We start from the raw sequence: 15,044 nt of genomic DNA, 5'->3' as shown, positions 1-15,044 counted from the left end.
TGCTTATTGAGCGGCTTTTGATGTCGTGTTCATCGAGGCGAGCATCTTTTCGCCCCACTTGAGTTGGTTCTTAAGGTCGTCAATGGCTTCGGTCAGTTCGTTACGCTGGCTTTCCATGTCTGCCAGTCGGGCGCGCGCGACCTCGTAGGTGCGTGCCAGCTGTGTTTGTTGCTGGTCGCCCATATCATAAAGGTCCAAAAGCTGGCGGATTTCCTCCAAGCTAAAGCCGAAACGTTTGCCGCGCAGGATGAGTTTCAACCGTGCCCTGTCACGCTTGGTGAACAGGCGTTTCTGGCCTTGCCGGATCGGAAACAGGAGCTCTTTGGCTTCGTAAAAACGCAATGTGCGTGGTGTGACGCTGAAGGCCTCGCACATCTCGCGGATTGTCAGTGTTTTCTCGCTCATGTCTTTTCTCGGTTGCTGTTACCGCCATGACATGGGGAAGGAGAGAACGTCTTGCAATACGTAGTTGACGTTGACGTAAAGGATACGTCACGTCACTTTGGTGACGGTGCATTTTGACAGGTGCTGCGTGCCGTGAAGCCAAGTGTTTTTGATCCGGATGATGTGCCGGAGACGGTCATTGTCAGTCCATGCCGACAGGATTCGAACCCTGATCGGAGGCATTGGCACTATCCTTTTCAGCCGTGACTTTAATCGTGATAGCCAAACTGGGTGGATCAGCCACTCTGGCCACGACGCAATGCATTCCGATGCGCAGCGATATCACGGCAAGGTGCAGGAGAAAGCCTGATGTGACGACTGAAACCTTTGACCATTATAGGGGTCGCGACGATCGGACCGCCCGCTATGCGTTTGGTGGACCGTTCGGATCGGCATCAGAGGCAGCGCCCAGCATCAATTCACCCACAGACGTTTCAACCAACGGATCGAGGCCAGCAAGCGCCGAAAAGGCAAGGGCGTTGCCCGTGCCGAGCGGGCAGGCGGCAAGGCCCATGGCAGCCGCGGACAGCATCGCCATCTGAAAGACAGCGCCGACTTCTTTCAGGATCAGGCTGTAGGACAGGTCTTCGTAGATGCTGCTGGTTTTTGCGAACCGTGCGGACAGGATCAACAATACTTGAGGCCGTTCCGAGACGCCGGCGTTTGCAGCCGCGTCGGTCAGAAGACGGTTGAGCGCGCGATCCGTTTCAGCCACCATATCGAGGCAATGTGCCACCGCATCGTAGCGATACAGCCCGGATGGCACGTCCAAAGAGTGATGGAGAGCGAGATAGCCAGTCAGGGGATAACACGCGCCGCCACTGGGATGAGGTCTGTGGCCGTCCCGTTGATGCAATGTGCGATAGAGGAACTCCGACAGCTGTTGCGCGCTGATGGGAGGGTCGCCATGCAATCGACGCGACCGGCGCTGCGTGGACAGGGCGGAAAACGGCGGGTCCCGCCGGTCCAGAGTTTCTTGGTTCGGGATCTCGAGGTCGATACGCCTCAGCGACGTCGGCTGCCGGTCCTGCGCGTCGGAGTGGGGCAGGCCCGTCTTGCCCAGCGGCTTGCGTCCGTAGCCCTGGCGCGTCGCGGCATGCAACACCAGATCATGAAGCGCCCAGTCCGACGGATCAGTTTGGGTGATGATACCGCACCACTGCAGGGCGCACAGAACAGCGTCCACCCACGCGGCAGGCCGGTCCTGAACTGTGTCGGCACAGTCCTCGGCGTTGCACCCGGCCGCAAGCAGGGGCAGCAACTCAAGCACTTTGGTATCGTGCACCACGATACGCGCCCAAGCTCCGGGCATTTCCAGCGAAAGGCCTCCGTCGCGGACCCGCAGCATTGCTTGAGGCGCAAGGGCGATCTGTCCCGTGATCTTCCGGCGTGGCCTTGGCCCGCGCGGGGGTCGCAGGGGGATGCAGGTGACCACAGCGCCGAAAGAGCCGTCAAGCCGATGCGCGACAAGGCCTTGTCGATCAAGGTGGTCCAATGGGCTGCCGTTCCCGGGCGCGGCCAGGTCGGCAGGTGCGCCCGACTTCAGGTCTCGGTTTTCGGTCTGTCCGGGTTCAAGCAGCGTGTTGGCGACCCAAGCAGCGTCTTTGGGTGGCAGTTTGACATGGCCCACAGCCGTTTGCAGGGCCATCCCACGCACATTGGTGGTCACACGAACGTCTGGCGCGAGGATGCAGGTCCAGCGGGTCGGCTCATCCGCCAAGGAAATCGCCTGCGATGGGTTGGCGCTTCGTGTTAAAAGCGGTTGATCCACCCGGGCCAACAGGGGCCGCAAACGGCCGTATCAATGCACGGTTTTTTCGGTCCGACGTCTTCACGTTCTTGTCCAATCTGACGCAGGTTTATGGCGATATCGTCCGTTTTGATATTGGGCACACTGCCTGCGTTCTCGTCAATGGGGCTTCGGCCGTCGACAGGCTCTTGCATACATGCGAGCCGTTCTTGCACAAACCCGACTTTGTCAGCGCGTCGAACCGTGGACATTGGGGAGACGGCCTTACGACCCTCGAGGGGGCGGACTGGCAGGACCGACGGCGTCTGCTCAGACCTCAGTTTCGACCGCGAGAGATAACGCCGAGACTGGATATCGTCGCTGAATGCACGGCGGACATGATCCGCAATTGGCGGGCAGAGCCGCCCGTGGACCTGATGACCGACATTCGTTTGCTGACGGCACGTATCGCGGCGCGCACTGTCATGGATGTGGATATCGAGGGGTGGGGAAATCCGGATGGGTGTACCTCACTCTTGCCCTATGACGAGATATTCGGTGAAGACTTCACAGCCAGTGAGCCCAATGATGCTGACGGCATATTACGCATGGAACGCCCACGCGCGCCGCGCGATCTGCCTGTCATAACGGATCTGATCAAGCGCCGCCTGGACAGCGACTGCGATGGTCGTGACGTCCTGTCTGTGCTGATCCGGACCTGTCGCGCAGCGGGCGTGCCGCCCGATTACGACATGATCACAGGCGAGATCGTCCAGATGCTCTATGCGGGTCACTTGACGATGCCGACCAGTCTTGGCGCGTTGTGGTCCTGCCTGGCGCAAGACGCGCAGACAGAACAGCAGATCGCGGAAGAAGCTGATCGGCTGGAGGTTGGCACTGCCCCTCCGGCACTCCCGGAACTGGGGCGCAGCCTTGCGTTGGCGGCGCTGAAAGAAGCCTTGCGGATGCATCCGCCGGCGCCTCTGCTGTATCGCATCGCGGCGCAAGCATTCGAGCTTGAAGGTTTCGCTGTGACCGCAGGCCATCACGTGTGGGTCAGCCCGCGCCTCTTGCATCGCGACCCGCGCTATTTCGAGGATCCCGACCAGTTTCAACCCGCGCGGTTTGAGTTTGGTCGACCGCAAAACGTGCCGCGGTCCGTATACTTGCCGTTTGGCGCAGGGCCCCGCACGTGTATCGCGATGCACCAGGCATTCAACCAGATGACGCTTATCATCCTGATGGTGGCGCAACATTTTGAACTGCGCTCAAGTGCGGGCAGCCTTGCGCACGTAACGCTGATCGCTCGCGGGGGATCGCCTTGAAAGCAGCGGTGCGCCAATATCTTGCCAAAAGGTTAACACGTGTGTACTCTTTGACAGTCAATAGTCGGTTCGCTGTTGTATTTATTGGTAAAATTGGTTGATAGACCAGCTATACGACTGGGACAGAACGCAACTTGAAAAGACCATTAAGAAGGGGATATTGATATGAGCTCGCCAACAGACGAGGACTGGCTGGAAATCCACAAAAAAGCGTGGACCGACCCTGCATTCAGAGAGAATTTGGAATCGGACCCTACGGCAACGTTGCGCGCATATGGCGAGAGTGTCGGCAAGACATACACGCAATTTGTAAAGATGCCGCCCGCGCCGAATGAAGATCTCGAAAAGTATGTCGGCGATGAATACAAGGCTCCGCCCGCCTGCTGCTGATGACATCAGCTGGCATGGACTCGCAAGCTCGCGAACGTCCGCGCTTCAAGACCCGAATCCAGCCTGTTGTCGATGCCGACGATGGGCTGTTTCTTTTGTGGGAGGGTGGCGCGGAATGGCTGCCCAACTCTATATTCTGCGATCTGGCACCGCTTCTGGATGGACGGCATCGCATTGGGGACATTTTTTCCCGATTGTCCGAGCGCCATGCTGGCGCGAGCATACTTGCGGCGCTCCAAAGGCTCGAAAACCTTGGCGTTCTGGCGGAAGACACGGCGGACGTGCCGAGATCCACAGCGGCTTTCTGGGAGCAGGCCAACATATCGCCAGGGCAGGCGACGCACCGGTTGGCGCAAAACCAGGTGAAGATCATGGCGCTGGGCCAGGTATCCGGCGACGCACTGGCGGATCTGTTGGAACAACAGGGGCTGCACATATCAGAACAGGGCGCGCATACCATCGTCATCACCGATGACTACCTTCACCCTGAACTGCCAAGGATCAATCAACAGTTCATCGACGATCAACAACCGTGGCTGCTGGTCAAGCCGCACGGTGCCGAAAACTGGATCGGCCCGGCGATCACGCCGCATCAATCCGCCTGCTGGGCGTGTCTGGCGCACCGTTTGCGCTGGCACCGGCGCGTCGAGAGATATGCCATCGCGCGAAACGGGATCACAGACGGCGCACAACCGGGCCATCTGCCATCCACGTCGCTCACTGGTTTGGCCGAGGCCGCAACGGCGATGACGGGGTGGATCGGTACCGGAACGGCTTCAGCGCTGGAGAATTGCGTGATGTCGACAAACACGCTGACATTCGAACGGACGCGCCATCACCTCATCCGGCGTCCGCACTGTCCTGCATGCGGGACGGTCGCCGTGCTCGACCGCTCGCCCGCACCCATCATCCTGAAACCCCGGCCCAAAATTGTCACATCGGATGGCGGCCATCGCGGCAGCGATCCTGCGGAAACCGCCCGCCGGTTGGAACGGCATCTGAGCCCGATCACAGGCGTTGTGGGCGCGGTGGACCCCGGCAGCCGCACCCATCCTGCTGGGTGCGACGCGAGATGGCTGACGCCGACCTTTTCGGCGGATCACAATTTTTCCGACATGCACGACACGCGTTTCGTCTTGCGCGACGGGATGCGGCGTCGGTCCGGCGGCAAGGGCAAGACCGCAGCGCAGGCCCGCGTGAGTGCGCTCGCGGAATCCCTTGAGCGTTATTGTGGTGTTTTCGACGGCACCGAACCGCGCTGCCGCGCGCGCGCGCGCGATCTTGGCGCGGCGGCGCTCCGGCCCAATGACTGTATGCTCTACAGCGAAACACAGTTCGCCAATCGCGATCATCACAACCTCAAGGAGCACAAGGCCCACTGGGTGCCCGAACCCTTCGATCGGGAGGCAGAGATCGAGTGGACGCCGATGTGGTCACTGACCCATCAGCAGCGCCGGTATCTGCCCACATCCATGTGCTACTTCGGCTACCAGACCGCGGACCCTGTGTTTGGTCGCGGAGATTCCAACGGCTGTGCCGTGGGGTCGGTCATGGAGGAAGCGATCCTGCAAGGTCTGCTGGAGCTTGTGGAACGCGACGCTGTCGCGATCTGGTGGTACAATCGGGTGCAGCGCCCGGGCGTCGATCTGACATCTGCCGATGATCCATACGTGGCCGATCTGGTCGCCCATTATGCGACGCTTGGCCGGTCCATCTGGGTTCTGGATGTCACGGGCGATCTGGGCATTCCGACCTTTGCGGCCCTCTCCAAACGTATCGACACGCCAGAAGAGGACATCATTTACGGCTTTGGCTGTCATCTGGATCCCACGGTGGCACTGACCCGCGCGATTACCGAAATCAATCAATCTCTGGATGCGGTTCCGGCCCTGCATCAACCTGAGACCCAAAACAGCTATCTTGGCTCGCAAGAGGCCGTTGCCTGGTGGCGCACTGTCCGAACGCGGGACAATCCCTATCTTGTGCCCGATGCGCAGGCGACGCCGGTCGACCTGAAAACGGCCGGGAATCACGCAACCGACGATCTGGCCCGCGACGTCGAAATTTGCGTCGAACGGCTGAAGTCTGTTGGCATAGAAGTTGTAGTGCTCGATCAATCACGACCTGACGTTGAATTTCCGGCCGTGCGGGTGGTCGCGCCGGGCCTGAGACACTTTTGGGCTCGCTTCGGACCGGGCCGTCTGTATGATGTTCCCGTAGATCTCGGGTGGCTGCAAAGCCCGAAAACCGAGGCCAGTTTAAACAGTGATGTGGTGCAATTCTGAAAACTGTAAAAACTGGGGAGACGACAATGTCCGACACGACAATTTTCGATTATGCGACACCTTACGACATTATGGTGGGCGCTTGGACAGGTCATTCGATCCTTTACGACAGCAAGGGCGAGTACAAGTTCACCGGGCCAAGCATCCTCTCGATCTACTGGAAGGTGCCCGGCAAGGTGCTTCGATATTTTCAGGAAGATATGGGGAACCTCGATGCAATCGTCGCGCAGCACGAAGGTCATTATCCGGTGGCGGATGTGATCCAGACCCGCGCATTTGATTTGCACATCGATCCCAAATTTCCCAAGGCTTGCGCGTCGGGCAAGGATAGTCCGATCCGGGTGCAAGGGTCCGAAAGTCGGCCGGGCACCTATCTTTTCCATCTTGAGTTCCCGGCCGAAGGCAAGTCGCCCGGCGGAAACTACTACAACAACCAGTATTTCTCCAATCCGAACGAGCGTCACATCATTGGGCCCTATGTGCCCAATGTTCATGCGGACAGCGCAACGCCCGCGTCTGATTTCTCCTCTGTGATCGCCCAGACATTCACGCGAATTTCCTATGCGGATATTCCCGAAGAATTCCAGGCGCTGGAGAAAGCACACATGAAAAATGTCGAAGAGGCTGCTTCGAAATAAGCTTGAGAAAAACTGACACCAAAGAGTCGAAGAAATGAACTGCCATGCCATCGTCATAGGAGGAGGCCCCGGAGGGCTTTTGGCGGCGCACACGCTGGCGAGCCGTAACTGGCAGGTCACCGTTCTTGAACGCGCAACCTATCCAAGCGCTGCCGTCGCTGGTCCGCAACCGCGTCGGGGCGCTCCGCAGAGCCATTGCTTGCACATGCTGATGGGGGCCGGTGCCGAAGCATTCGACGCGATCGTGCCGGATTGGCGGCCATCGATCCTCCGGCACGGTGCTTTGCCCTTTGATGCGTTGCAGGATGCCGCCATGCGTTTGCCGGGCGGCTGGTTGCCGCGCAGCGCGTCGGGTATCACGATGTATGCGTGCTCGCGCACATTGCTCGAAAACGTTTTGCATGAGGAACTCCTGCGGTATCCGCGGGCCCAAGTTGTTCAGGCCAGCCCAGTTGTGGGTTTGGACATCCGCGACAATCACGTTGCGGGAGTTCATACGGCCTCAGGTACAACGTTGAGCGCTGAACTGGTGGTTGATGTCAGCGGCACCGCCTCGCGGTTGCCGCATTGGCTGGCCGATCAAACGGGCCAGAGCGACGCCGAGCCGTGGCCTGAAACCGTCGTTGCATCGCCTTGGAACTATGCGTCGCGCTGGTTCCGCATTGCGGGCGGTCGCCAACCGGACTGGCAGTGCCTGACCGTCGCCCCCGAAGGAAACGGCGGGTGCGCTGCCATGATGCTGCGGGCAGAGGAGGATTTCTGGAACGTCGTCCTGCTGGGCCGCAAGGGTCAGGTGATGCCACAAAACGACGTGGAATTTCGCGCCTTCACGGCGCCCCTGGCCGATGGTCGCCTGAGCGCCGCACTGGAAGGCGCGCGCCCGGTCACGCCAATTCATCATTACGGTCGTACCACAAATCGGTTGCGGCATGTGGAAGATCTGCTGGGCTGGCCAAGTGGGCTTGCCGCGCTGGGGGATAGCGTTCTCACGTTGGATCCCTATTTTGGGCTTGGGATGACCAATGCGGCGCGCGGAGCCGTCTTGTTGGCCGAACATCTGGATGCGCAGGGGAGCGGTCCGTTTGATGGGCCAGCGTACCAGCAAGACCTCGCGCGTTTGAATGCTGCGCCGTGGCGCCTTGTCACGGGGCGGAACACGGATGGCACGCCCGTGCATCGCAAAAGCGCGCAACTGGCACAACTCTACGCCGCTGCGCCCTCCAGCCCGGACATCGCGCGTGCGATCCTGGAAGTGCAACATTTGCTGCGGTCAGAAGACAGCCTGATGAAAGGGGTAGCTGCATGAAAATAGCGGTTTTAGGCGGCGGTACAGCCGGTTTCATCTCGGCGGCCCACATCAGCAAGAAGTTTCCCGATGCAGAGCTTGTGCACATTTTCGACTCGCGCATCCCTACGATTGGCGTGGGCGAGGGGACAACACCGCGTTTTCCGGCCTGGCTCAGAGAGATTACCGGCCTCGAGTTCAACGACATCGCCGAACATTGCGGAGCCACGCTCAAAAAAGGGACCTTGTTTGACGGGTGGGGCGAGGACGGTGTGCCCTTCACAAATCGATTTCAGCCAACCAGTCTGATTGGATATCACTTCAACGCGGCGCGTGTCGTGGAACTGATCGCGCCGCACGTTCAGGCCGAGTATATCGATGCACGGGTCGATGCGCTGGACAGCATGCCCGAGACGGCAGAGATCACGTTTGAAGACGGCAGCACGCGGTCGTTCGACTATGTGTTCGATGCGCGTGGTTTCCCGCGCAATGCCAATTCGGGCGGCGAGGATGGCGCAGAGCTGATCCGAATGGATTGGATTCCCACAGGCCGTGCATTGCTCAGAGGGCTGCCCAAGGGCAGGCTGTCCGGGGCGACGCGGGCCGTGGCACGGGCGCATGGCTGGGTTTTCCAAATCCCTTTGGCTGGTTCGATGTCATGTGGCTATCTCTTCAATCCCGACCTGAACACGGATGAAGAAGTCGCTGCGGATTTTGACGCATTCCTCGATGACGAAGGCATTGTCGATTGGCAGACGCGCGGAGCGCTCGATTTTCCGAATTTCCTGCGTCGTTCCCTGTTTGACGGGCGGGTGTTCTGGATCGGAAACGCGGCGTCCTTTGTGGAGCCCCTGGAGGCCACGTCGATCGGCGCATCCATCCTGCAAGTTCGGTCGGCACAACGCTGGATCGAAGGACATGATCCCAATGCGCGCCCAAATCCGGCGGAACTGGAGCTCTATAACAAAACGATGCGGTCCTACATCTTGTGTAATTCGCTCTTTCTCGCGTGGCACTATGCCTGCGGGTCGCGGTGGGACACTGCGTTCTGGCGACATGCCAAACAAGGGCTGGAACGCGCCCGCCAGATCCCCGAAGTCGCCCAGTACCTTAATCAGATGACGCCGTTCATCGAAGCAGGCCGCGCCCTGCCGGGGCTTGCGCTTTCGAGCTACGAAGACGAAAATGAATGGCAGCGGGACATCTACCCCCTGCTTAAAATATATATGCCTTTTGGTAACTTCTCTGAGTTGAACTTTGCCCAGGTCGGGCACGGTATAGGCTTTTACGAAAAGCCCGAAGGCCACTTTGAGGCTCCGTCACTGGCGGTTGGAATATAGAATATGGCCTTCATTCCCGGTTTTCGTCTCGTCGAGCGGCTTTACGAGAGCGACAATTCAATGGTCGTCAAGGCCACACGCGAATCTGATGGCATGCCCGTTGTTCTCAAGATTCTGAAGAACGATTTTCCGACAATCGAGGAATTGGCGCGGTATCGGCGCGAATACGAGGTGACCAGCGCGGTTGACGCGCCCGGTGTCGTACGCGGGCATGATCTGCGGCGACATGAAAAAACGCTGTTCATGGTCCTTGAGGATTTTGGCGGCATGTCCATTGCCGGGCTCTTAAAGGACCGGTCCCTGGAAATCGACGAGTTCATCGAAACCGGTATCCAGATTGCAGAAGCGTTGGACAAGGTGCACCGGGCCAACATCATCCACAAGGATATCAGTCCGCAGAACATCGTCATCAACCCGTCCACGGGCGAGGTCAAGATCATTGATTTCGGGATCGCGTCCCGCTTTTCGCGTGAGCAACCGTCGCTCAAAAGCCCGGCGGTCCTGGAAGGCACGCTGTCCTACATGTCGCCGGAACAGACCGGGCGAATGAACCGGTCGCTGGACTACAGAACTGATTTCTATTCGCTGGGCTCGACCTTTTACGAGATGCTGACGGGCAGCCCGCCATTCGAGGCGGACGACATGATGGAACTGGTGCATTGCCACATCGCGCGCGATCCCGTTCCGGTGCACCGGCGCAACCCGACGGTGCCGCTTGCCTTGTCGAAAATCCTCAGCAAGCTGATGGCCAAAAAAGCGGAACATCGGTACCAGAGTGCCTCTGGCTTGATTGCCGATCTGGAAATCGTCCGGCTTGGTGTCGGGCTGGAACGTTTTGAGCCGGGTCTGCGTGACCGGTCGCATCGGTTCCATATGCCCGAGCGTCTTTATGGGCGCGAGAGCGATGTCCAACGCCTGATGGAAGCCTTTGAGAGGACACGCACGGGCAAGGCCGAGTTGATGTTGCTGGCAGGCCAGTCGGGCATCGGCAAGTCCGCTCTTGTGCATGAAGTGCACAAGCCGATCACCCGCGCGCGCGGGTATTTCATCGGCGGAAAATTCGACCAGTTCCAACGCAATACACCTTATCTCGGGCTGGTTGCCGCTTTGCGCGAACTGGTGCGCCAGTTGCTGACCGAAAGCGATGCGAGCCTTGCGACATGGCGGCGGGATCTGAACCTTGCGCTGTCCCCGAACGCCCAGGTCATTCTGGATGTGCTTCCGGAACTTGAGCTCGTCATCGGACCGCAGTCGGCCGTGCCCGAGTTGGGCGCGACCGAGGCAGTCAACCGGTTCAATCGCGTTATCGTGCAATTGTTGCATGTCCTGTCAGCGGACAACCGGGTCATCGTGATCTTCCTTGACGACCTGCAATGGGCGGATACGGCGACGCTGAACCTGCTGCGTGTTGTGCTGACGGACGAAAGCATCGAGCGGCTTCTGGTGATCGGAGCCTATCGCGACAACGAAGTTGATGCGATGCACCCGCTGGGGCTGTTGCTCAAGGATCTGCGCGGCGGCGGCACGTCGATGGACAGTTTGAAGCTGGAGTCGCTTGGCCTTCCTGACGTTGCCAATCTCCTCTCCGATACGTTGCACGCGGATTCCGCCGAAGTCACCGGATTGGCGCGCTTGGTTTTGCAAAAGACCCAAGGCAACCCGCTGTTCGTGCGGCAGTTTCTGATGGACCTGTACCGTGAAGGTCTGATTTATCGATCAACAGATACCGAGATCGACAGCGCGCCGTGGGCGTGGGATCTCAAGGCAATTCGCGCGGCCGGTATCACCGATAACGTCGTGGATCTGCTGCTGCGGCGCTTGCGCAAGCTGTCGCCCGAAGCACAGGAAACGCTCAGAATTGCGGCCTGTATCGGCAACCGTTTCGATATTGATACCTTGGCGTTGATCCAGAATCTGGGTCGTCAGGAAACCTTTGAACGTCTGCGCGAGGCCGTCGACGAGGAACTGCTGAGACCGCTTTCAGAATTCACGACATCCGAGGCCGAAGACATTCTGTCGCCGTTACTGGTGAAAGAATTCCAGTTCCAGCATGACCGGGTGCAGCAAGCCGCATACAGCCTGATTGATCCGGACAGCCAGCGCATCGTTCAGCTCACAATCGGGCGCAGTCTGTTGGCCACGTTGTCGCCCGAAGCGCGAAGCGAGCGCGTTTTTGAAATCGTGGATCACATGAACCTGGGCCGGACACTGATCGAGGACGATCAGGAGAAGTTGGAGTTGGCCCAGCTCAACGTGACAGCCGCACACAAGGCGTCGGGCGCTACGGCCTATGAGGCTGCATTGTCATTTGTACGGATCGCTCAGGAGCTCTTGGGCGATAACGGTTGGTGCGATAATTACGATCTGACACTGAACGCATTCCGTCAACGCGCAATGCTTGAATATCTGTGCGGAAATCACGACGCATGCGCACAGACCGTCTCCGTCACGCTCGACCATGTGCGGACGGACCTTGAACGTGCGGAAGTCTATTTTACCCGCATCGCACAACATACGCACCTCGCTGAATTTGATGCTGCAATCGACGCGGCCTACATGGCGCTTTCGCTGGTTGGGGTGCCATTGCCCAGAGAGAACCTCGGCCAGGCCGGTCAGCAGATTATCGGTGAGGTCATGCAGTTGCTGGGCGGACGGAACCCGACAAGCCTGATCGACGAGCCCAATATCACCGACGACAAAATGGTCCTTGCGCAACGATGTTTGCGCCACCTGACCATTGCCGCTTTCCTGTCCAACCAGGAACTTTTTCCGCTTGTCGTCGGCACCTCCGTCAAGGTGTCGCTCGAATACGGCAACGCGCCGGAATCCGCGCTGTCTTACGCAAATATCGGCCTGATCATGGGGGCCTTCATGGACAAGTTCCAGGAAGGTGCGGCCTTTGGAGATCTCGCCCTTAAACTCTGCGAGCGGTTCGAGGGACAGGCCCCGAGCGCGACCGTATGTCTGGTGGTCGGTTCAGAGCTCAAGCCCTGGGTCAGCCATATCGACGAAGCACTCCCGATTATTGAACTCGGTATCCAGGAAGGTCTGGATTCGGGCGAAATTTTGTGGGTCGGGTATCTTGCGATGTACCGGATCCTGCTTGAGACCTTTTCAGGGACCCGCATCGAAACTGTGTTGGAGGGGCTTCAGGAGCGGCTTGAATTCACTGACGAAACGCAGAACCTTGGCGCGTCGGCGGCGATCCGGGCCTACAAGATCGTGTTGTCGACGCTCGCGGGCCGGACGAAATCCAGCATTGATTTCCGCTCGGATGAGATCGACGAAGCGACGTTTCTTCAGGCGTGCGAAGAGCAACAGCTGACTTTGGCGTCTTGCCTGTACAAGGTGCTCAAGGCGCAAGCGCTATATCTGTATGGGCGGCCAAAAGAAGCGCTGGATCTGACCCAGGATGTCGAGGGCATGCTCCACTTCATTCCGAACCATCCGACCCTTGCGGATCATCGGTTGTACCAGTCCTTGTCGCTGGCGGCGCTCTACCCGAGCGGCGACGCGGATCGGGATGCGGCAGCGTTGGAGCAGATCCGCGCCAATATCGGGCGTCTTACGGTATGGGCGTCCAGCTGCCCGGACAACTATCTGGCCAAGCGTTTGATCGTCGAAGCCGAACTGGCCCGGATCACCGAAAAGGATCTTGAAGCGTCAGACCTCTACGATCAGGCGATCGATGCAGCCCACAAGCACAGGTTCATTCAGGACGAGGCGCTCGCCAATGAATTGGCCGCGCGCTTCGTCATGGAAAACCGACCCAAGTCGCGTATCGGCGGGATGTATTTGCGCAGCGCCCATTACGCCTATGGCATGTGGGGCGCGACCCGCAAGAACGAGGAGCTCGAGATGGAGTTCCCGCAACTCCTGACAGAGTTTGGTGAGGTGCGCTCGGTGTCCAGACCGGCGGCGGACTTCAGACGAAACACCATTCAGCGTAGCCGCACCAATTCAGGAGAAGCCCAGCTCGATATCGATACACTGATCAAGGCGGGCCAGACCATATCCGGCGAGATCAATTTGAGCCGTCTGTTGGAACGTCTGCTGACGAACCTGATCGAAAATGCAGGTGCCCAGCGCGGTGTCCTTCTGCTGGCGCGCAATGGCGCGCTGATGGTCGAAGCGGAGGCCAACGTCAATTCAGAGAGGGTGGACGTCATGATGTCGATCCCTCTCGACTCGCCCGACGGAACCCGCCTCGTACCACAGCGCGTCATCAACTATGCGGCGCGCACATCGAATATGGTTTTGATCGACGATGCCCATCATGACGAACGCTTTCTGGTCGACCCCTATATTCAGTCCCGGGAAACCCGTTCGGTTTTATGCCAACCGATCATCAATCAGGGCGTATTGGTCGGGGTTGTCTATCTCGAAAACGATCTGACGTCGTCCGCCTTCACGCCGGGTCGGGCGCATCTGATTTCGCTGCTCTCCGGTCAAATCGCGATTTCCATCCAGAATGCCGAACTGGTGGAGAACCTCGAAGAGAAAGTCCGCGAGCGCACGGAGCAGCTCGAAACGCATTCGGAGTTCATCCAACAGACATTTGGCCGTTACATGTCGGACCAGATCGTCGATCAGTTGCTGAAGTCCCCGGATGCACTGGATTTTCGCGGGCGCAAGGCCACCGTCACGGCGGTCATGTCTGATCTGCGCGGGTTCATGACATTCTCGGACAATTTGCCCCCGGAAACGATCGTGAAACTGCTGAACAATTATCTCAGCGAGATGACGACGGTCATCGACAAGTACAAAGGCACTATCGACGCCTTCGTCGGTGACGGCATTCTCACGATATTCGGCGTGCCGTTCCAACGCCCCGACGATGCGGAACGGGCCGTGGCCTGTGCGCTGGAAATGCAACTGGCCATGCCGCGCGTCAACGAATGGAACAGACGCAACGGGTTGCCCGATCTTGAAATGGGGATCGGTATCAACACAGGTGAGGTGGTCGCAGGCAACATCGGATCGAGAAAGCGGGCCAAATACGGGATCGTCGGAAGTAACGTGAATCTGGCCAGCCGCGTCGAGGGTTATACTGTTGGTGGACAGGTGCTAATCACGGAGTCGACGGTAAACGCGATAAGCGCGCCCATGACCGTGCGTGATATCGGTTCGGTCGAACCCAAAGGGGTGACCGAGCCACTCAGCCTGTTTCAGGTCACGGCGATGGGGGGAGCGCATGATCTGGAGCTGGCAGAACCGGATCTGGCATGGGTGGACCTTGCTGATTCAGTTCCCGTTTCCTTCCGTCTCGTCGTCGACAAGAAGGTGACGGACGACGTACATCAAGGCACAATGATCCGGCTTTCGCCACAAGGGGCACAGATTCAGGGCACGTTGGTACCGGATCCGTTCACCGACGTGGAACTAATGCTGAAAGATGACGATGGCGACGACACCGGAATAGGCATCTACGGTAAAGTGGTGGATGATCCGGCGCCGGAAAAGGCCTTTTCCGTTCGCTTCACATCCGTCCCGGCAGAGATGAGCCGCCTGCTGAAGCGCATGATGGCTTAGTCCGGCGCGCTGGCTGTCTGCGTGCCGCGATCCGGGGCGTTTGCCGCCGGGTAGTTTTGTCGTTTCCCGGGCGATT

General features: G+C 58.9%; 9 protein-coding genes. 7 read left to right on the top strand and 2 right to left on the bottom strand.

The genetic code is table 11. The annotated features are described in order from the left end of the window. Window positions 1-3 precede the first annotated feature (3 nt). Window positions 4-405 (bottom strand): MerR family transcriptional regulator, encoded by a 402-nt coding sequence (locus LC354_RS06925; protein WP_223422343.1) that lies wholly within the window; start codon window positions 403-405, stop codon window positions 4-6. 403 nt (window positions 406-808) lie between these two features. Beyond that, entirely contained in the window at window positions 809-2,164 is a 1,356-nt protein-coding gene (locus tag LC354_RS06920; RefSeq protein ID WP_223422341.1) for a SagB family peptide dehydrogenase, read from the bottom strand. Between the two features lie 14 nt (window positions 2,165-2,178). Between LC354_RS06920 and LC354_RS06915 the strand changes: the two genes are divergently transcribed. From LC354_RS06915 to LC354_RS06885, 7 genes are all read left to right on the top strand, one after another. Continuing rightward, complete coding sequence (locus tag LC354_RS06915) at window positions 2,179-3,498, top strand: cytochrome P450 (protein ID WP_223422340.1); 1,320 nt, start codon at window positions 2,179-2,181, stop codon at window positions 3,496-3,498. Window positions 3,499-3,663: 165 nt separating this feature from the next. Further along, window positions 3,664-3,888, top strand: coding sequence for a nitrile hydratase subunit alpha (locus tag LC354_RS06910; RefSeq protein WP_223422338.1), 225 nt, complete (start codon window positions 3,664-3,666; stop codon window positions 3,886-3,888). Between the two features lie 14 nt (window positions 3,889-3,902). Continuing rightward, window positions 3,903-6,173, top strand: a complete 2,271-nt coding sequence (locus LC354_RS06905) for a TOMM precursor leader peptide-binding protein (RefSeq protein WP_223422336.1) — start codon at window positions 3,903-3,905, stop codon at window positions 6,171-6,173. Between the two features lie 26 nt (window positions 6,174-6,199). Then, the gene (locus LC354_RS06900; RefSeq protein ID WP_223422334.1) at window positions 6,200-6,811 is read left to right on the top strand and encodes a hypothetical protein; all 612 of its coding nucleotides are present in this window, start codon (window positions 6,200-6,202) and stop codon (window positions 6,809-6,811) included. 34 nt (window positions 6,812-6,845) lie between these two features. Beyond that, window positions 6,846-8,117 (top strand): NAD(P)/FAD-dependent oxidoreductase, encoded by a 1,272-nt coding sequence (locus tag LC354_RS06895; protein ID WP_223422332.1) that lies wholly within the window; start codon window positions 6,846-6,848, stop codon window positions 8,115-8,117. Further along, complete coding sequence (locus tag LC354_RS06890; protein WP_223422331.1) at window positions 8,114-9,436, top strand: tryptophan 7-halogenase; 1,323 nt, start codon at window positions 8,114-8,116, stop codon at window positions 9,434-9,436. Before LC354_RS06895 ends, LC354_RS06890 begins: the two co-directional genes overlap by 4 nt. Before the next feature lie 3 nt (window positions 9,437-9,439). Further along, complete coding sequence (locus LC354_RS06885; protein ID WP_223422329.1) at window positions 9,440-14,968, top strand: AAA family ATPase; 5,529 nt, start codon at window positions 9,440-9,442, stop codon at window positions 14,966-14,968. The last annotated feature ends 76 nt before the right edge of the window (window positions 14,969-15,044 follow it).

The sequence above is a fragment of the Tateyamaria pelophila genome (assembly GCF_019966495.1).
Lineage (GTDB): Bacteria > Pseudomonadota > Alphaproteobacteria > Rhodobacterales > Rhodobacteraceae > Tateyamaria > Tateyamaria pelophila.
The sequence above is the reverse complement of the archived record's forward strand: the minus strand, read 5'-3'. Positions and strand labels throughout refer to the sequence as shown.

Excerpts from the sequence above, each read along its gene's own strand:
- LC354_RS06925 (WP_223422343.1), bottom strand. The coding sequence starts at position 405 with ATGAGCGAGAAAACACTGACAATCCGCGAGATGTGCGAGGCCTTCAGC.
- LC354_RS06915 (WP_223422340.1), top strand. The coding sequence starts at position 2,179 with ATGGGTTGGCGCTTCGTGTTAAAAGCGGTTGATCCACCCGGGCCAACA.
- LC354_RS06910 (WP_223422338.1), top strand. The coding sequence starts at position 3,664 with ATGAGCTCGCCAACAGACGAGGACTGGCTGGAAATCCACAAAAAAGCG.
- LC354_RS06905 (WP_223422336.1), top strand. The coding sequence starts at position 3,903 with ATGGACTCGCAAGCTCGCGAACGTCCGCGCTTCAAGACCCGAATCCAG.
- LC354_RS06900 (WP_223422334.1), top strand. The coding sequence starts at position 6,200 with ATGTCCGACACGACAATTTTCGATTATGCGACACCTTACGACATTATG.
- LC354_RS06895 (WP_223422332.1), top strand. The coding sequence starts at position 6,846 with ATGAACTGCCATGCCATCGTCATAGGAGGAGGCCCCGGAGGGCTTTTG.
- LC354_RS06890 (WP_223422331.1), top strand. The coding sequence starts at position 8,114 with ATGAAAATAGCGGTTTTAGGCGGCGGTACAGCCGGTTTCATCTCGGCG.
- LC354_RS06885 (WP_223422329.1), top strand. The coding sequence starts at position 9,440 with ATGGCCTTCATTCCCGGTTTTCGTCTCGTCGAGCGGCTTTACGAGAGC.